Origin of the sequence: uncultured Kordia sp. (assembly GCF_947496985.1) — a bacterium.
Classification (GTDB): Bacteria; Bacteroidota; Bacteroidia; order Flavobacteriales; family Flavobacteriaceae; genus Kordia.
This window is the reverse complement of the sequence record NZ_CANMEZ010000012.1, coordinates 117,729-136,596: the sequence shown is the minus strand read 5'-3', so window position 1 is coordinate 136,596 and position 18,868 is coordinate 117,729. Positions and strand designations below refer to the sequence as shown.

The 18,868-nt window shown below is 31.3% G+C and carries 20 protein-coding genes; 11 read left to right on the top strand and 9 right to left on the bottom strand.

Features of this window, described 5'->3' with window-relative positions; translation table 11 throughout:
• The first annotated feature begins 205 nt into the window (after window positions 1-205).
• Window positions 206-373 carry a hypothetical protein gene (locus Q0828_RS22245; protein WP_298426843.1) on the top strand — a complete coding sequence of 56 codons (168 nt, stop codon included), beginning with the start codon at window positions 206-208 and terminating at the stop codon, window positions 371-373.
• A gap of 145 nt (window positions 374-518) precedes the next feature.
• Here Q0828_RS22245 and Q0828_RS22240 read toward each other — a convergent pair whose 3' ends face one another.
• The 3 genes from Q0828_RS22240 to Q0828_RS22230 all read right to left on the bottom strand — a co-directional run bounded on the left by Q0828_RS22240 (window position 519) and on the right by Q0828_RS22230 (window position 3,722).
• Entirely contained in the window at window positions 519-1,361 is an 843-nt protein-coding gene (locus Q0828_RS22240; RefSeq protein WP_298426840.1) for a universal stress protein, read from the bottom strand.
• Window positions 1,362-1,446: 85 nt separating this feature from the next.
• On the bottom strand, window positions 1,447-2,502 hold the full coding sequence (locus Q0828_RS22235; RefSeq protein WP_298426837.1) for a response regulator: 1,056 nt from the start codon (window positions 2,500-2,502) through the stop codon (window positions 1,447-1,449).
• Window positions 2,499-3,722 carry an ATP-binding protein gene (locus Q0828_RS22230; protein ID WP_298426834.1) on the bottom strand — a complete coding sequence of 408 codons (1,224 nt, stop codon included), beginning with the start codon at window positions 3,720-3,722 and terminating at the stop codon, window positions 2,499-2,501. The genes Q0828_RS22235 and Q0828_RS22230 overlap by 4 nt, the downstream gene beginning before the upstream one ends.
• Before the next feature lie 136 nt (window positions 3,723-3,858).
• On the opposite strand from Q0828_RS22230, the gene Q0828_RS22225 reads away from it, so the two are divergent.
• Both Q0828_RS22225 and Q0828_RS22220 read left to right on the top strand, forming a co-directional pair.
• Window positions 3,859-4,659 carry a patatin-like phospholipase family protein gene (locus Q0828_RS22225; protein WP_298426830.1) on the top strand — a complete coding sequence of 267 codons (801 nt, stop codon included), beginning with the start codon at window positions 3,859-3,861 and terminating at the stop codon, window positions 4,657-4,659.
• Window positions 4,660-4,676: 17 nt separating this feature from the next.
• Complete coding sequence (locus Q0828_RS22220) at window positions 4,677-5,477, top strand: DNA alkylation repair protein (RefSeq protein WP_298426827.1); 801 nt, start codon at window positions 4,677-4,679, stop codon at window positions 5,475-5,477.
• A gap of 47 nt (window positions 5,478-5,524) precedes the next feature.
• On the opposite strand, the gene Q0828_RS22215 is transcribed toward Q0828_RS22220, so the two are convergent.
• From Q0828_RS22215 to Q0828_RS22205, 3 genes are all read right to left on the bottom strand, one after another.
• Window positions 5,525-6,406, bottom strand: a complete 882-nt coding sequence (locus Q0828_RS22215) for a DUF6268 family outer membrane beta-barrel protein (protein ID WP_298426824.1) — start codon at window positions 6,404-6,406, stop codon at window positions 5,525-5,527.
• 184 nt (window positions 6,407-6,590) lie between these two features.
• A complete protein-coding gene (locus Q0828_RS22210; RefSeq protein ID WP_298426820.1) occupies window positions 6,591-7,847 on the bottom strand; it encodes an FAD-dependent oxidoreductase in 1,257 nt (418 codons plus the stop codon).
• Between the two features lie 55 nt (window positions 7,848-7,902).
• Entirely contained in the window at window positions 7,903-8,292 is a 390-nt protein-coding gene (locus Q0828_RS22205; protein ID WP_298426817.1) for a DUF4345 domain-containing protein, read from the bottom strand.
• 235 nt (window positions 8,293-8,527) lie between these two features.
• Here Q0828_RS22205 and Q0828_RS22200 point away from each other — a divergent pair, with 235 nt between their 5' ends.
• Complete coding sequence (locus Q0828_RS22200; RefSeq protein WP_298426814.1) at window positions 8,528-8,899, top strand: VOC family protein; 372 nt, start codon at window positions 8,528-8,530, stop codon at window positions 8,897-8,899.
• A gap of 49 nt (window positions 8,900-8,948) precedes the next feature.
• Window positions 8,949-9,653, top strand: coding sequence for a YafY family protein (locus Q0828_RS22195; protein ID WP_298426811.1), 705 nt, complete (start codon window positions 8,949-8,951; stop codon window positions 9,651-9,653).
• A gap of 19 nt (window positions 9,654-9,672) precedes the next feature.
• Here Q0828_RS22195 and Q0828_RS22190 read toward each other — a convergent pair whose 3' ends face one another.
• Window positions 9,673-10,188, bottom strand: a complete 516-nt coding sequence (locus Q0828_RS22190) for a hypothetical protein (RefSeq protein WP_298426808.1) — start codon at window positions 10,186-10,188, stop codon at window positions 9,673-9,675.
• Window positions 10,189-10,371: 183 nt separating this feature from the next.
• On the opposite strand from Q0828_RS22190, the gene Q0828_RS22185 reads away from it, so the two are divergent.
• The 5 genes from Q0828_RS22185 (at window position 10,372) to Q0828_RS22165 (ending at window position 15,790) form a co-directional block, all read left to right on the top strand.
• Window positions 10,372-10,965: a tetratricopeptide repeat protein gene (locus Q0828_RS22185; protein ID WP_298426805.1), complete on the top strand. Its 594-nt coding sequence runs from the start codon at window positions 10,372-10,374 to the stop codon at window positions 10,963-10,965.
• A 114-nt stretch (window positions 10,966-11,079) separates the two neighbouring features.
• On the top strand, window positions 11,080-11,775 hold the full coding sequence (locus Q0828_RS22180) for a hypothetical protein (RefSeq protein WP_298426802.1): 696 nt from the start codon (window positions 11,080-11,082) through the stop codon (window positions 11,773-11,775).
• A gap of 15 nt (window positions 11,776-11,790) precedes the next feature.
• A complete protein-coding gene (locus Q0828_RS22175; RefSeq protein ID WP_298426799.1) occupies window positions 11,791-13,902 on the top strand; it encodes an MORN motif precursor in 2,112 nt (703 codons plus the stop codon).
• Window positions 13,903-13,918: 16 nt separating this feature from the next.
• Window positions 13,919-14,542, top strand: coding sequence for a hypothetical protein (locus tag Q0828_RS22170; RefSeq protein WP_298426795.1), 624 nt, complete (start codon window positions 13,919-13,921; stop codon window positions 14,540-14,542).
• Between the two features lie 117 nt (window positions 14,543-14,659).
• Window positions 14,660-15,790 carry a hypothetical protein gene (locus Q0828_RS22165; RefSeq protein WP_298426792.1) on the top strand — a complete coding sequence of 377 codons (1,131 nt, stop codon included), beginning with the start codon at window positions 14,660-14,662 and terminating at the stop codon, window positions 15,788-15,790.
• Here Q0828_RS22165 and Q0828_RS22160 read toward each other — a convergent pair.
• Both Q0828_RS22160 and Q0828_RS22155 read right to left on the bottom strand, forming a co-directional pair.
• Window positions 15,774-16,469, bottom strand: a complete 696-nt coding sequence (locus Q0828_RS22160) for a LytTR family DNA-binding domain-containing protein (protein WP_298426789.1) — start codon at window positions 16,467-16,469, stop codon at window positions 15,774-15,776. The genes Q0828_RS22165 and Q0828_RS22160 overlap by 17 nt on opposite strands.
• A complete protein-coding gene (locus Q0828_RS22155; RefSeq protein ID WP_298426786.1) occupies window positions 16,466-17,575 on the bottom strand; it encodes a histidine kinase in 1,110 nt (369 codons plus the stop codon). Before Q0828_RS22155 ends, Q0828_RS22160 begins: the two co-directional genes overlap by 4 nt.
• Window positions 17,576-17,782: 207 nt before the next feature.
• On the opposite strand from Q0828_RS22155, the gene Q0828_RS22150 reads away from it, so the two are divergent.
• The gene (locus Q0828_RS22150; RefSeq protein WP_298426783.1) at window positions 17,783-18,802 is read left to right on the top strand and encodes an alpha/beta hydrolase; all 1,020 of its coding nucleotides are present in this window, start codon (window positions 17,783-17,785) and stop codon (window positions 18,800-18,802) included.
• Window positions 18,803-18,868: the final 66 nt, after the last annotated feature.

Here is an 18,868-nt window from a genome sequence, read left to right as displayed (position 1 = left end):
TTTTAAACAATATCTAATTTCAAAAGCATCACCAAAATTTTAGACAGCTCCATATAATTACTTTGGATATTGTAATAAAAAGTTTCTTCTAAAGTGGTTTAGGAGCTGTTATTTTACAATGCTTACTAAATGTTAATTATGGTTTTCCCGTACACATATAAAAAGTAAATGTTATAATTTTTGAACATAACCAAAAACTCAGACCATGTTAAAAACGATTTTAAATGTAAAAGGAGCACAAGAACTTAACAAAAAAGAACAAGGAAACATCAATGGAGGAATCAGATTTCCTATAGGATGTGTTCATAGGTCAGACTGCTTCTTTATTGACAGAGCATCAAGATGTGTAAATCGAATTTGTGTTTTCTTGTAAAATAACTCCAAAATAACACATAACTTCTAAAACAAACTTCGGTTTGTTTTTTTATGTCTAAACAGTAGCAAATACTTATTTTCAAAAAACACTAAAGATTTTCTTTTTCAAGATATTTGTATAATTAGATGGTCAAAATTATAACTTACTCATGCAATACCAAAAAAGGAATATCCGTATGATAGCTTATTTTTTCTACTTTGGTATGGAATAAAATCTGTTGGAAATAATTCAAGTTTTTAGCAACCATGACCATCAAGTCAATATTACTTTTCTCTGTAAAATTTTGAATAGCTTCTTCTACCTTTGTATTGGTTAAAAAATGATACGTATGTTTATAATTGTCAAAAAAATCTTCCAGCAATTCTTTATTTGCTTGTTGATTGGTGTTTAATTGTTCATTCCTTTTTGCAAAATACGGAATGCGTAAAGAAGAGTTTGTACGATCTAAAATGTCTAAAATAGGCGCCAATGTTTGCATGTTATATGACAGAATAAAATCGGTTGGAAATGCAATTTCATGAATCGCTTGATACGTTGCATTTTCAGGAATGACTAAAGTTTTACACTTTACTTTCGTAATAACGGCACCAGTATTGCTTCCTGTGATATGCGTTTTTAAACCAGAAGCACCTTTTGTTCCCATCACAATCATGTCAATCTTTTTATCTGCTACATGATTTCGAATCGATTCAATAAAGAAATTATGATCGGTAAGTGTATAAAAATGGTGTTTATCATTTATAGGAAGTGTGGTTTTAATTCGATTTAGAACACGATGTAATTCTTTCTTTGCAGGTTTTACATATACATCTTCAATAACAGTCAACCTAGGTGTGTATTGAGTTTCTTCATCAATAAGGTTACTAATTCTATTGACATTCAATAGGTAAAAATTACAATCATATTCTTGTAAAAACTGTAATCCGTACGCAATAGCGTTCCATGAATTTTCTGAAAAGTCTGTTGGTAATAATATATTTTTCATCTAGATGACACTTTAGTAGCAAATCTAAATGGAAGAAGTAAATTAAAACATGATATCCGTCATATTTCAAAAAAACGAAGAAAAATCAACAAATCTGTTGCAGTTTTTTAAGGTCTACAATTTTAATATTTCGTCCTTCAATCTCTATCAAACCTTGTTTTTTAAAGCTCGACATAGTTCTGATTAACGTTTCTGTGGCAATTCCAGCAACACTTGCCAAATCGTTTCTAGAAATCTTAATTGGATCATTCGGTTTTCTGTTCAATTTTTCAGCAAACTTTAAAATAGTAGTAGCTGTTTTTTTATACACAGAACTATATGCCATTTGCAACAATTGATCTTTTACAATAGACAAGTTATCCGTCAATAACTGAATCAATTCAAGTGTAACTTTATGGTTTTTATTCAATACATTTTTCAATTCATTTTTAGACAAACCAACAATTTCTACTTCTTTAATAGCGGTTGCGGTTTCCTGATATGCCATATTTTGCGTAAATGAAGTATAACCAAACAAATCATCTTCTTTATGCAAAGCAGTTGTTAATTCCTTTCCTTGTTCATCTAATTTATGGCACTTTACAACACCTTTTAAAATCAGGTAAATGAAGTTAGAATTTTGCCCTTCTTCATAAATAACATCATCTTTTTTAAATGTATAAATAGCTCCATTATCATCAAAGAAATTCTTCAAATCGTTCAGCGTTCGTATTTCGCTAGTATCTTCACCATGAACCTGGTTTTGATACTTTTCGCGTTCTTCTTTTAAAATCAATGCTTTCGCGATACGACTCTCAATTGCGCTGATCAATTCGTCTTCTGAAAAAGGTTTCGTAATATAATCATCGGCACCTAAATCCATTCCTTTACGAACATCTTGACGCTCCGTTTTTGCAGATAAAAAGATAAACGGAATATACTTGGTCGTTTCCTGTTTTGATAAAAACGCTAAAACACCATAACCATCCAATTCTGGCATCATAATATCACACACAATGACGTCCGGTAATAAAATTTGTGCAACTTCAACTCCTATTTTTCCATTCTTTGCAGTCGTTACATCATACTCGGCGAGTTCTAATAACTCAGCAGTATTTTCGCGTAAAACGGCATCATCTTCTATCAATAATACTTTTTTCATAATTCAGCTTTATTAGGAATTGTAATAGTAAAAATAGTGCCTTCGTTTTCAACACTTTCAAAAGCAATAGTGCCATGCAAATGTTCTAAATGATCTTTCACAATATTTAATCCGATACCAGTTCCTTGTGTTAACAAGGCGTTTTCAGCTCTAAAATAACGATTAAAAATATTCTTCTGATCCTTCTCAGGAATTCCAATTCCATTATCTTTTACTTGAAATGTCGTCGTTGTTGTATCTTGTGTAATAATAATGTCAATAATCGTATTTTCGGAAGAATATTTAATCGCATTGTGTACCAAATTAGACAAAGCTAATTCCATAATTTTTTCATCTTGATACAGTGAAAAACCATCAATATTTTCAGGATAATTAATCTGTTGCCCATCTTTCAATAACATATTAGCGTTGTACACAACTTCATTCACAACCTTACTCACCTTAAACGTAGCAAACTTATAACTAACCTTTCCTTTTTGTAGTTTTTCTATCGAAAGAAAATCATTCAAAATATTATTTAAGTAGTGTACTTTATCGGTAATCGTTTTAATATGCTTATCACGTTTTTGTTGTTGCTCGGTAAGTTTATATTTACTCAACAACATCGTAGAAGTCAAAATTCCACTCAAAGGTGTTTTAAACTCATGCGAAACCAATGACAAAAACTTTGTTTTCAATTCGTTGAGTTCTTGTTCTCTTTTTAATGCTGTTTTTGCTTCTTCTTCTGCTTCTACACGTTTGGCATTTTCTACTTCTAGTTGTTGAATAGTTTCGCTTAATTCTTGGGTTCTCAACAATACTTTCTTCTCCAACTCAGCATTTAACTCTTGAATTTTCTGTTCTTGCTCTTTTCGAATAGAAATATCAATTACCAATGCCATTACGTAATTCTTCCCATATATGGAGAAAGGATTCAGTCCAGCTTCCACAGGAAAAATACTTCCATCTTTATGTGCACCATGTACATCGCGCCCATGTCCCATTTTGCGTTGTTGCTTCGCTTTCATAAAATTATTAAAATGCGAATCATGTCCAGCACGATAATTTTTAGGAATCAATAGGTTTAAATGCTGTTTAATAAGTTCATCTTTGGTATAACCAAACATTTTTTGCGCAGACGCATTTACTTCAACGACTTTTTGTTCTTCATCAACAATAATAACGCCCTCAGAAACAGAGCCTAAAAGCACATTAAAAATATCTTGATCTTGTTGAAACATAGTATCTATTTGGAAGTCCTAAAATTAGGAAAAAAACGGCGAATAATTGTACGGGTTTCACAGATCATTCATAAAAATGAATACGAATTATTTTAAATTTTTGTTAATGAAATCTAGTTAATTTCTATAATTTTGAATGACTGATAAAAAATACATCATCATGAAAATTGGTTTGGCACTTTCAGGAGGTGGAAGCAAAGGAGTTGCACACATTGGAGCTATTAAAGCATTGGAAGAATATGGTATTGTATCCACACATATCGCAGGTTCAAGCGCAGGTGCTATTGTTGGTGCGTTGTACGCGTATGGCTATTCTTGGGAAACCATGCTTCGCTTTTTTAAAAGTGTGAAACTTTTGAATTTTACAAAATTTGCATTGGGAAAACCAGGTTTTTTAGATGCAGAAAAATACTATTCAGAGTTTAAAACATATTTTAGGAAAGATAATTTTGAAGGACTTCAAAAAGAACTGACAATTACAGCTACTGATGTTTTAAATGGAAAACTTACTATATTTCAAGAAGGAGAATTAATAAAACCAATACTAGCTTCGGCGGCATTTCCAGGGGTTTTCACGCCTGTTCAGGTAGGAAATCATTATTATATTGATGGTGGTGTGTTGGATAATTTCCCTGTAACATATCTCACAGAAACATGCGATGTTATCATAGGAATTCACGTAAGTGGATATGATGTACTTGAAATTAAAGATTTAAAAAGTACATATGGAGTTGTAGAACGTGCATTTATGTTTAAATCAGTACAAGAAGACTATGCAAAATTTAAACATTGTGATATTGCTATCGCTCCGCAAGAATTAAATAAATACGGAACATTTGATAGAGGTAATTTAGATAAGATATTCAAAATTGGTTATGACGCAACGAAAGAAATACTAACAAAAAGTGAACTTGTACAAGCAAAATTTCAAAAATAACATACAAACTAACTAAGATGATTCCTGAACATATTTTAAATCGAAAAGGCGCAAGAAGCTTAAAAGATATCAAGCCAGAAGTAATTGAATATCTTAATAAAGGCTTGGTAGAAACCAAAAACCTGATGGAATGGCTTGCAACGGATCAATTGAGTTTGTTACAATTAGTTTTAAAAGATCTTGGTAAAGAAGCGTGGTTTGTAGATGCAGAAGTTGCAGTAAATGCACAAAAAAAGCCAACAGCCAATAGTAATACTAAAATAATAGGAGAAGTTCTTGGTGTTTTAACCCAAAACAAAGAAGTATATGATTATTTAAAAAAACACACTTCTGATTTGGTACGTTGCTGGGCATGTTGGGCAGAAAGTACACATCATGATGATTTAACAAGCTTACTGAAAGCCATGAAGCCATATGCCGCTGACACACACTTTGGTGTCCGTGAAGTTGTCATATTTGCAAGTAAAGAACGCATGATAGAAGAGTTGGATACAGCGATCAAAATTTTAACTACTTGGACAAAAGACAAGGATGAAAACATTCGTCGTTATGCCGTAGAAGCTTTACGACCTGTTGGTGTATGGACAAAGAAAATTGCGGCTTTTCAAGAAGATCCAGCAAAAGGACTATCTATTATAGAACCGTTGAAATCTGATACATCAAAATACGTGAGAGATTCTGTTGGAAACTGGCTAAATGATGCAAGTAAATCACAACCAATTTGGGTACAAACTATTTGTAATAATTGGTCGCAAAAATCAACTACAAAAGAAACAACTTACATTATTAAAAAAGGATTGCGAACTATTAATAAGTAACCAAATTTTAATAGTTTATAAGCTGTGTCTCTTATGCTATAGTTTCTTTAAATCTTAAATTTTACGCCAGTTCTTAAATAAATTTTTGCTTTACTTTCAAATGAAAAAATAGTCTCTCTTTGTTCATTTCTTAATTCATTATCAATAGAAAAAATATAAGCTGCACGCGCATAAAACTGTAATTGTTCGGTAAAATGATATTCATACTGAAGCCCTGATAACAGTAATGACATATTAATGCTTTTAGCAGCTTCTCCTGCAATAACAGGAACATCACGTTGTAAATTTGATGTAAAACCATCTAATTGTGCATAGGCTTTTAAACGATGTTTGTCAGAAATAAAATATTGCACATTTGTCTTCGGAACACCTAAACTCATAGACCAGTTTGGAGCAAATTTTTTGTAATATGTAATATATGGTAATGGAAAATTGAATCCAGAATTTCCAGAATAATATACACCTAAAATCCACTTTTGTCGTTTTCCATAATGCATTTCACCTTGTTTGATAAAAATAAGGTCTCCAGAAATAATAACATCTTCTAAGCTCAATGCATTTGCAGCTAAGTTGGTACTAAAACCTGGTCGGAAACGAAGTCCCAAACGCCAATCATTTTTAAGAGGTATTGTATATCCAATACTAAAATCGAGTAATTGAAAATCATTTAAATCTCTTGTGTTAAAAGAAAAGTCAACATCTGATTTTAGATGAATATTACTATAATCCATTCCTAAAAACAAATAGGTTCCTTCTTTTTGTAGTTTAATAGGATAATTAAACAATGCACGCATACGGGTAAACTCCACATCAGATTTTGCGTTAGGAATATAAGTATAATCCACACGTGCCAAATCGCTCAACTGTCCATACATAGAAGTTGAACAGCACAAAACACATATAAAAAAGAAGCGTGTAAAAAAAGACATTCAGTTAAGTTGAATTTTGTTTGAAAGATACAGGAATTAAGTACAGAAAATCTGAATTTTTAATATTTTTTCAGGAAATAGAAGAAGTCAAAATGACTTCAATAAGAATAGTGAGTTCATTGATGCTATAAAAGCTTTTTAGTTAAAGAAATTTGTCCAGTATGATAATGTGTGTGTCCAATAATTAAGATTTTATCATGTTTCCGGATGCTTCAATAACTCCTAAAGCAGCAGCTTCACCTGCTAACATAGCGGCATTTAAAGAACCATTTAATTGTACATCGCTCGCTAAAAATAGTTGAGTTGTCAAGCGTGTTTCAGAAGGTGACATTGTATATTGAAGTTGCTGTAAATTTGGCAATGCTTTTGGAATTTCATAGTGTTTTAAAAATGTACATGAATCAATTCCGCAATGTTGTAGCAACTCTTCTTTTACTTTTTTAATCAAGAAACTTTCTGCCAAATTATGATCAATAACTACAGTAACAGATAATAATTCTTTGTTTCCAGTAGAAGAAGTAGCCAAACTATTATGATAAAAAATATTATTGATCAAACTGTTTTCTGCAGGAATTAAACCAATTAACGGTTTCGAAATAACACGTTTAGAAACTTCAAAATATAACGTATCACATGATTTCCAATCGATACTTTGCGACTTTAAATTGGAAATTAATTTACTAGCTTCCGTAGCAACAATGGTAAAATGACTTTCTAATACATCATCATTAGCTAGTGTTATTTTTCCATCTTCGACTTTAGAAACTTTCGTATTGTAATGTAATGTAGTTTGCTTTAAATTAGCAACTAATTGTTTCGGAATAGCTTCAATTCCAGCTTTTGGAAGTGCCGCAAATCCTTCTCCAAACATCTTATAAACAAATTCAAACATTCTATTGGAAGTATCGAGTTTTGATTCTAGAAAAATGCCACTAAAAAAAGGTTTAAAAAATTGTGTAATCATTTCATTGGAAAAACCTAGTTGTTGCAAGTGTGTTAAGGTTGAAGTTTCTGGTTGTTCAAAAATTTCAGTAATAGATTTTTTCTTTAAAGACTTATTTAATTTTAAAATTTTCTGTTTATCAGAAAAACTTCCAATTCCAGAAAAAAGTGTTGGAAATAGTAGTGAAAATTTACGTAATGGATCACCAATTGTTTTTGACTTGCCATTCCTAAAAATAGTAGCTCCAGGTGAAAATTCTTGTAATTCTAAGGTATTATAATCTAAATATTTTTGTGCAGCAGGATACGCCGTTAGCAACACTTGAAAACCATGGTCAAGTTGATAACCATGAACAATATCTGTCTTAACGCGTCCGCCAGCTCTATCGGTAGCTTCAATAATATGTGGCTGGAAACCATGGCTTTCTAGCACATGTGCGGCTATCAATCCGCTAATTCCAGCTCCTATAATGTAAATTTTGTATGCTTCTTTTTTCATTACAACCTTCTCAAAAATTTAATGTAAAAATACAACAAAAATGATCGTAGTATGATCATTTTTCAGGATATGCTTTTAAATTATAGCAACCCCAAATTACGAATATGATTTCTAAAATAGTTCCAACTGTAAAAGCAATCGAAGGAATTCCGTCAACAGCAATACTCCACAAACGACCTATGGCCAATCCGCCCATGAAAAAAACAACAGAATATGTAGCAGCTCGCCAGTGATTTTGGAAATACAAACTATACGTCCAGTAGATTCCTAAGGCAAAATAAGAGCCCATCATAGCTCTAAAAACATGATTTAAATCGGTAGTTTCAACATTGAAATCAAAAAATAAAGGTAAAAAAATATTTGGGTATAAGCCATAGGTAGCTCCAACGACCAGTACAGCACCTGTAGATAATGCTAAGTGTAAGTTTTTATGTAGATATTTCAAAATTGGGACTCGGTTATTGAATGCTTTCTAAATTTAGTTAAAAAAATCTTAAAATTGAGATTTATACGCTATGAATTATTGTCAAAAAAGTATATTTTAGAATGATAAGAAATTCGATTTCAATTATTATTGATTGCTTTTTATAATTTTTTTTTAAAATAAAAATACCTCTGACATCATCTGTCAAAGACGCAAATACTTTTGTGGTATTGTTAACTCTTAAAAATACAACAACATGAAAAATGCAATTAATTGGTTTGAAATTCCAGTGACAGATTACGAAAGAGCAAAAAAATTCTACTCTGAAGTTTTAGGGGAAGAAATTAAAGATCATCATATGGATAATATGAAATATGGTATTTTTCCATACGATATGGAAAGTCATAAAGTAGGTGGTGCTATCATGCAAATGGAAGGAACAAACCCTTCACGACATGGTTCTACGGTTTACTTAAATGGTGGTGATAATTTAAACACTTATTTAGAAAGAGTAGCTGCTGCTGGTGGAGAAGTTATTATGCCGAAAACTGATATTCAAGAAAATGGGTTTATAGCTCAATTTATTGATACAGAGGGAAATCGTGTAGCATTTCATTCAATGGGATAAACAAAAAAACGTAGCGGATCTCAGTTGAGGTTCGCTGCGAATCTATTATATGACACAACTTGCAAGACTAATATCGATATTAACACTATTACGATCAAAACGATTGTTAACAGCTACAGAATTGGCTGAAAAATACGATGTCAGTGTACGAACTATTTACAGAGATATTCGAAAACTAGAAGAAGCAGGCGTTCCTGTATACACAATAGATGGAAGAGGTTATAGCTTAACAGATACGTATACGATTGCACCAGTACAATTTACCGAAAAACAAGCCAATGCTTTAATTACGGCCGAGCATATTATCAATCAATCCAAAGATATTTCGTTTGTAAATGACTTTAAAGAAGCATTAATCAAAATAAAGTCAGTATTTAAAACTTCAATTCAAGAAAAAAGCGAAATTCTTAACGATAAAATTCATGTGTTCAATTGGAAATTAGAAGATACAACTAGTAATGTATTACCTGAAATTCAATTGGCAATTACGAATTTCAATGTGATGGAAATCAATTATAAAAAAGCAAATGATTATCAAGTATCACAACGGAAAATAGAACCTTGCGCTATGTATTCTACAGATAATAAATGGATTTTAATTGCTTGGTGTCACTTACGAAATGAACTCAGAGCTTTTCGGATAGACAGAATTCAAACTTTCAAAATATTAGAAGAAAAATTTGAAGATCGTAAGTTTAATATTAGCGATTATTTTGCTTCATATACGTATAGTAGACATAATTATAAAAAATAAGATATACTATTAAGTATAACTAGAAACAAGGTGTAGTTCGGTAACCATTGCCTGTAACCGTCATATCATGATCTATGGTAAACTTATATACTTTATCGCTTTTTAAATTTCTATACGTTGCATAATCCCAGTTTCCAGAATGTGTCAATTCGTAGGTTCCGTTTTTCTTACCTTCATATAGTTCATCATAAAACTGCGTAATAGTTGGATACGCACCGCTATCTTGATAATCTTCTTTTATATTCTGAAGCGGAATAGAATCCTTTTGACCTTTATATTTTACATACAATGCGTTTGCATCTATATCAAAAGCAATGGAAATTTGCATTGATGATTTCTCATCATTTTTATAACAAATATAATGATCGGGTTCGGCTACTTTTTCTTCTAATGAATTATTCGGAATCGTATCTTTTGCTTCAGTTGTTGTTTCTGTTTTAGTAGTATCGGGCGTTGTCTTCTTTTCATTTTGAGCACAATTCACAAGTAAAAGAAAACTCAAAAATGTAAGTATATAAGTAGAATTAGCTTTCATGAGATTTCAATTTATGGTTTATAATTTCAATGTACATATTTTTATTGATATCATTTTAATAAAGAATCATAAATACGCAATTCATCGTATTGTTTCAAATTGAAATAAAAGGCAATTTGTACTTCTAAAATATTGAAGATGAAATATGTATGCTTATTTCTCTTTTTAAGCGTGTTTTCTTTCGTGAAAGCGCAAACAACAAAAGTATTATTAGATAGTGCTTTGGTAAAAAAAGAGCAATTAAAATTTTTAGAAGGAATCAAGTTATGTGAAGAAGTAATTGCTATAGACAGTACGTTGTCAGACGCCTATTTTTATAAAGCAGGGTTTCATACAGCATTAATCCAACGAAAAAATGCCCGAGAAGATTATGCAAATTACAAAGCAGCAATTCAAAGCTACAACAAAGTAATTCAGCTCAATCCAAAACATGCGCAGGCATTTTTCTTTAGAGGCGGCGCACATGATGCAATGGGCTTTTTGGACGAAGCTTTAATTGATTATATGGACGCAATAACACTAAATGAAAAACAATCAGAAGTATATAATAGCATGGGAGTTTGTTATGCGAAAAAAGGAAAAATAATGCTTGCCTTATCACATTTTGAAAAAGCAATAGAAATAGATACTACCTATGCAAAAGCATATTCAAATCTCGGAAATGTATATGATATGAAACGTGATGAAGTAAATGCATGTAAAAACTGGAAAAAAGCAATAACATTAGGGTATTTAGGAAGCCAAAGACGTTACCAGTCAAAGTGTAAACAACAGTAAAACAGCTAGAGTACATGTGAAAATACGCAATTTGTCGTATTGTAAAAAAGACACTTAATAATGAATTTTGAAGAAAGTTAAAGCAATTTTTTTACAACTAATAACAATAATAAAATGAAAAAATTAATCACATTACTTTCTGCAATATTACTATTAATTTCTTGTGCTAATTACGGTGAAAAGAAAGTATACAACGGAACAGAAGTATATTATAAAGATGGAGTAACGGAGGAAATAGCAGACAAACTAGGCGAAAATTTAACTAGTTCAGGATTTGCAAATGGAGATACAAAATCGGTTCAGTTTGTAAAAGAAGGAGATGTTTATGTATTTAGAATGGTAATCAAAGATGAATTTTTAAATGATGAATCTTTAGAGAGTGTTTTCAATATTTTTCCAAAAGAACTCTCTGATTACATGAATTTACCTGTTGATTTACACTTATGTGATGATACATTTAATACGTTACGTGTACACAAACTAGAAGATGCGCGAAAAGTAATAATGGCAAAAGCTACAGAAATTCGATACACCAAAAATGTAACGTTAGAAGAAGTAGAAAAACTAAAAAGCTTTTTACTAGAATATGGTTTTTCAGATAATGATAATCGTAAAACTGTAGAACTAGATAAAGAAAATGACACATATATATTTAAAATGGTACTTGCTGAAGAAAAGCTGAAAAATGAATCAACAGTTACGTTGCTAAAACTATTCGGAGGCGAAATGGCAAAGATAGCATTTGACAATCAACCATTAAAAGTTCATATGTGTGATGAACTAATGAATACTGTGAAAATTGCAGAATAAAACCCACACTAAACAATGAAACGTATACTCTTTCTTTTACTCTTTTTCTTTGTGTCTCAAACGATAAATGCACAAAAAATTGACATGAATAATGCGCCCAAAAATCCAATAGGTTTTAAGCATAAAAAAGAACATTTCTTTTTGCGAGGTGATATTTATTCGTCAAGCGGAAAAATATTTGATAAAAAAGGAAACTTGCTGTATAACTATGGAACACGGTACTATTATGACGCGAATGGAAAAATGATTGGTAACAATTATGATGATAAAATTGAATATGATTCGCGTGGAAATATAGTATTGTTTCAATACAAAAGTGGAAGTGTTAGTAAGTATTCTTTCAATAAAAAAAATGTATTGACATATGAAAAAAACAGCTATGGAGAAGAAAAAATATACACTTATGATTCACAAGATCGAATTGTAAAAACAGTCATTAATAAAAAAGGAGTTTTCTATCAACAGCGAGATTATAGTTACCAGAAAAAAGGAAGTGTAGTCATCGTTTCTGTGCAATATACAAAGTCAGATCGTATTCCTGGATTCAAAGGAAAATATCATTATAAAAACGGGTTTTTAATCAAAGAAGAGTTGTCTTCTGGAATTTATGAATACACGGTAGATACTGATAAAAAAGGAAATAAAATTGATTTCTACGTGGCAAATGATGCAGATGCCAAACACTATAAAACTTTTAATCGTTACTACAGTGATGCAAATAAGTCAATGAAATTAAAATTTGGTTATTATACATCTGGAGGAGGAAAAACAGGAGGAAAGCTAGAAACCGTTTATGTTAATGGCGCTAGGGCTACAGATATAGCCATGAGTAAAGGTGTAAAACCCAATGAAAAAGTAGTGTACGATGGTTTAACAAAAACATACTATGCAGTTGATGGTGTTAAAGAAAAATCAACACAAACTATGGATACACGTATTCCCATAACAAAAGTGATTTCTAAAGGAAAAGCCATGATTAGCTATGCACATGATGGAAAATTTATAAACTACGTTGAAGGAAACAATAAGGTAAAAGCACGCGATTTTGCATTCTTAGGTCCACACATGATTGATTATCGTATTGATAAAGTTTTAGGAAGAACCTATGTTGTGTACAATTACAATAATATAAAATCACAAGCAGTAAAAGACTTAACCTTATTCACAACAGACAAAGCATCTATTTTGTACACACGTGAATTAAAAGAAGATAATTTTTTCATTGTTGTAAAAGGTAAGCATATTGATTATGAAAAAGCACGATTTGAATACTTATCTAATGGTGATCCTGTAATTTTTATTGACGATAAACCATTGTACATTTTAACAGGATTTCGAACAGCAAAAACAGATGAAATTTTATTGGGAAGACTTTACAAAGGAGAACTAGATAACAGTAACACGGATGAAACCAACGCAAACAATATAGAAAACACAACAACTGAAAAAGTAAGTGATTTCAATTGTATTAAAGGTGATTGTAAAGAAGGTTGGGGAAGCGTAAAAGTAAATAATATTATTACGGATGCTACTTTCAAAAACGGAGCTATTGATGGCGTAGCATATATTACATATCCTAACGGATCGTATTATCACGGACAATACAAAAACAATCGTCGCGATGGAGTAGGTTATTATAAATGGAGTAATGGTAACATTTACATTGGAGAATGGAAAAACGGAAAACAACATGGTTTTGGCTACACAATGAACAAAGATTTACAAATTACATCAGCCGGACGATTTGAAGAAGGCAAACTAATTGAAAAGCAAGCTGCAGACTATATAGCTAATAAAAAAGCAGGAAACTGTACAGGAAATTGCATTGATGGATTTGGTAAATACACGTACAATAATGGAGATGTATATTGGGGATTTTTTAAAAATAGACAACGTAGCAATGTTGGAACGTATCTGTGGAAAAACAAAAGTGTATACACAGGAGCATATACTGCAGATGGAAAACGAAACGGTTACGGGATATACACCTACGTTGACCGTTCGGTATTCAAAGGAATATTCATAAATGATAAAATTGACGGACTTGGAGTTATGAAATACAAATCGACAGGTAATATTGTACAAGGTGTTTTCAATAATAAAGGAGCTAGAGTTAAAGAATATTAAAAACTAAAAATAACGTATGAAAAAGATAAAACTCATTGCAATACTAATCTATCTTCAATTTGGCTTTATACAATGTCAAACCAAAGAAAACATAGAGGTCATAACATATGAAGTGACGCCTGAATTTTCAAAAAAAATAAACAAACCAGAAATACACTTTACAGTAGATATTCCAAAAAATTTAAAATTTGACAAACCTGTTGAAGGCAAAAAAACATATTCCTATGGAATGATTCAAAAAATAGGAAAAGATAGTATTGTTTCAGAAATGTATTCGTTTGGATATATTTCCATGGATGGCGGCATGCAACTTGAAAAAGATGGTAAAACATTCATGAAACAAATCAGAGACATGCTTAAAAGCGGCGGATATGAAATAGAAGAAGATAACATTGCAATTGAAGAATTTGATGGAGAAAAATACTTGTCGCTTCGTGCAATTGGAAAAATGAAAGAAGGTTTGAGCGATCTTTTCGTGGGACGTTACTTTTTTAATGTCATCGCAAAACCAAATCCATATAGCAATACCCATATTATTATGCTAATGGCAGCAAAAGATACTCAGGTAAAAACATATGCTGACTTCAAAGATAAATTGGCTATTTCAACCGTTTGGAAATCCTTTACATACCTTAAATAATCCTGTTAATCGTAATAAAGAGGCTGTGTAGATCTTGTATATACATAGCTTCTTTATTTTTAAATTATGAATGTTAAGTCTTGACATTTAAATGTGAAAACTACAAAAACTGACTATATGCGAATCAAACTGCTCATTATTTCTTTACTAAGTGCAATAAGTTTGTACGCAAATATGGCTTCTCCTGTAAATGAAGGAACATTTGGTACGAGTCCTTTTATCAGTCAGTATGTGAATATTTTACATGAAAACTTGCATATTGTCATTGATGAAAACTTTGAATATGCTGATTTTGTAGTTGAATATAACATTCATGCCGAAAAAAGTGGAACACAAATTCCATTACTGTTTTATGCATCTTCTTACTATGAAAATTTCAAAGTTACCATTGATGGGAAAGAAGTAACACTAGCACGACAAGAAGATTTTTGGAGTGCTTACGGACCAGAAAAAGAAAAGCTGACGAGCTTTCATTATCTCTATAATGCAGACCGAAAAGCAATTTCAGAAATAGAAAATCAATTCAAATATGGAAGAAGTGAACATATCTATCTAAAAGATTTTTTATACTTTGAAACTGATATATCAGAAGGAAATCATACTATAAAAGTTACTTACAAAGCGACCAATTGGCGCTACAAACACAATCGTGTAAATGAAGATAGTTTTTTATATGCATTAGCACCTGCAAAATACTGGAAATCGTTCGGAACACTCAATGTGACAATAGACGCAAGTAAAGTGAAAGATACTGTTTTTGCGAATGTTGGAACACCAGAAACTGGCGGTATTAATGGCGTAACTACGTATGAATTTAGTAAGTTGCCAGTGGAGATTTTGCAAATATCACGAGTGCCAAAATTGAGTAGTTTGGCTAGGTTTCTTATAAAAATAGAATCCTTTCAATTAGCACTATTTTTCATAAGTTTCATTGTATTATTTCATGTTTGGATGATGTTTCGGTTTCGAAAAAAATATCCAAGACGAAAATTTTCAACGCCTGCGTTTATAGGAATGTGCATAATTCCTTTTCTGTTTATCTTTTTACTTATCGTAGCTACATTTTTGATTGATGTAGCAATTGGAGAACCGTACGCAAGTGGACGTGAAAGTTACGGAGCTTTCTTTGAATTTATAAACTTGCCAAAATACATTTTGTATTATGTAGTTTTTTCGATTCTGGTAGATTTTTTATTTAAGAAGTATATGCAAAAACAAAAAAAACATAAAACTATTGATCATCACTAAAAAGCTTTTTTAAGTTTTGCTTATACGTTTGTCCTATTGGAATTATATGTGAATCAATGGTAATTCTATTTCCTTCAATCAATTTTATTTTGTCAATAGCAACAATAAACGACTTATGAACTCGTAAAAAATCGGAAGTAGCTAAAATAGCTTCTAAAGCAGAAATTTTTTCATGACTCACCAGCATTTCATCTTTTAAAAACACTTTGGTGTAATTGCCGTAGGCTTCAATAAACAAAATAGTATCTGTATGTATTTGATGCATCTTCTTATCGCCTTTTAAAAAAAATCGAGTATTCTTTTTTTCTACAGAAATAGCAATAGGTGCCATAGGTTGTTCTGTAACTTTGTTGATGGCTTTCAAAAAACGTTCAAAAGAAAAAGGCTTTAGCAAATAGTCGGAAATATTTAATTCATAACCTTCAAGCGCAAATTCTTTATAAGCTGAAGTCACAATAACTTTTGGAAACTGTTGCATAGTTTTCAGTAAATCAAATCCTGAAAGTTGTGGCATATTAATATCTAAAAAAATAAGATCCACCACATTTGTATTCAAAAACTGCATCGCTTCAAAAGCATCATAGCAATTCCCTACTTTTTGAAGATGTAACAAATTTTTACAATATCCTTCTATAATTCTATGGGCAATAGGTTCGTCGTCAATGATACAATATCTCATGTCAAATCAATATTAAGTTGTACTGTATACAACGTAGCTTTTTTTTCTATACGAAGTTTATGCGTATTTGAATACGAAAACTGCAATCGTTGTTTTAAATTTTCGAGCCCAATACCTTGTCTATCATTCGTAATTATTTCGTTAAAATTATTCTCAATACTAAAAAAAAGTTGCTTGTCTTTTGATTCCATGTTGAGGTGAATAAAAGCATGTTCACGTAAGGTTTCTATACCGTGTTTAAAAGCATTTTCAAGTAAGATAATAAATAATAAAGGAGTTACCTGTAAGTTTTCTTCCACATCATGTGTAAATACAATGTCTACTTTTTTCTGATAACGGATTTTATGTAGTTCGATGTAATTTTCAAGATAACTAATTTCATCTTTTAGCAACACAACATCTTCTTTTCCTTTGTCAATAGTATAGCGCATCATGTCTGATAATTTCAATACAACTTCGGGCGCTTTCTCGGATTGTTCCACCACCAATCCATATAAATTATTCAACGTGTTAAAAAAGAAATGCGGATTCACTTGACTCTTAAGTAGCATTAATTCGGCTTTTGCTTTATCTGCTTGTAATGTTTGTAGCCATTTCCATTGTTCATACATCCATAAAACGAAAAAAAATGGAATTGGAAACAAAATAAAATAGATGAAATTTTGATGATACGTTTCTGCATAATTTGGCAGCATTCTAAAAATTAGAAAATACAGCAAAACGAAACCATACAAGGGTAGAATAATCTTTTGGTACTTTTTGAAAAAATCAGGCACGATAAGATACATTACTGCCAACCAAAATATGATGAGAATAGGAATACTAATAGGGTTAAATCCGCCCATATATTGCTCTGCAATAATACCAACGATAAGCAAACTTAATACTCCCAAAATTTTATACACTGAAAACTTATGAATCAAAAAAGAAAGTGTCAACCAATACAAAATTAATATCACTATATGAACAATAACATAAATAGGTCCTGATATAAAATCTGGATAGATCATAACAACTCCCACTCGGTACAAAACAATACCCAATAGAATGGCAATAATGCCTCCTTTGGCTAAAGAATTGTAATATTTCTTAAAAAAACTAAGCATACAGTAAAAATAGAACTCCTTTCAACAACTTACAATCTTTTTGATAAACACTACAAATTTCATGTTCAGTCCTATCATTTTTTTGTTGAACTCTATTTATCAAGAATTAGAGGAAATGTGTGTTGTTTTTAAGTTGATTGATCAAAAGAATTAGTGTACATATTTTAATGCGTTTAGGTTTGAATCAAATATTAAAATATACACATTATGAAAATCATATTAAAAGTACTAAAAAGAATTGGTCAAGTAATAGGCGTTTTGATACTCATCATTATTGTAGCGGGTTTGTCACTTCGTATTTTTGGACCAGATCCGCACGAACCAAAAGGAAAACTTGTAACTATTGATGATTTCAAATTGCATATTCACGCAGATGGAAAAAGGAATCATAAACCTACGTTAGTCATTGAAGGTGGCGCTGGTGTGGCAACTGAAAACTATTATTGGCTAAATGAAGGCTTAAAAGATACCATGCGTGTTATTCGTTATGATAGAGCTGGAATTGGATACAGTGAAGCAAGTGACACACCGCGTGATCCAGAAACGATTGCTCGTGAATTGCATACTTTATTAGAAAAAACAGGAGAATCAGGACCATATATTTTGGTAGGTCATTCACTTGGCGGACCATATATTTCTGTCTTTTCACAATTATATCCTGATGAAGTTGCGGGAATGTTTTTTTTAGATGCGACACATCCTAAACGAGTAGAAAAAATGAAACTACCTGAAAAGTCTTCTCTAAAATTTAAATCAATTATTTGGATGTATGATGCATTGGCGATTTTAGGAGATTTAGGAATTGTTTCGTTATATGATAGAACATTTGGACCTATATTAAAAATGGAAGGTTTACCTGATGAAATTAACGATCGAATGCCTGATTTTTTGATGAATGGAAAATTAATTCAGACAGCTTCTAGAGAAATGGAATATTATCATGAAACGTTACAGCGAGCAGGAGAAGTTAAAAGTTATGGTGCTTTGCCAATACGAGTATTCACGGCAATTGAAATGGACAATGAAGCCTATCGTAAAGCAGGAATTGATCCTGATAAACGATTACAGAAAACGATACAAATGAATGAGAAATTAGCAAATTTATCAACGAATGGAAGGCAAATTTTAATTGACGGGAATCATAATAGTATCTACACCAAAAAAGAAAATGCAGCCATTATAAATAAAGAAATTATACAACTTTTAGGCGAATTAGGATATGAATGAGTATGCTAAATGATAACAAGTATTGAATTTAGAGAATTTTTGAAACCTTGGTGAGAATTTATAGAA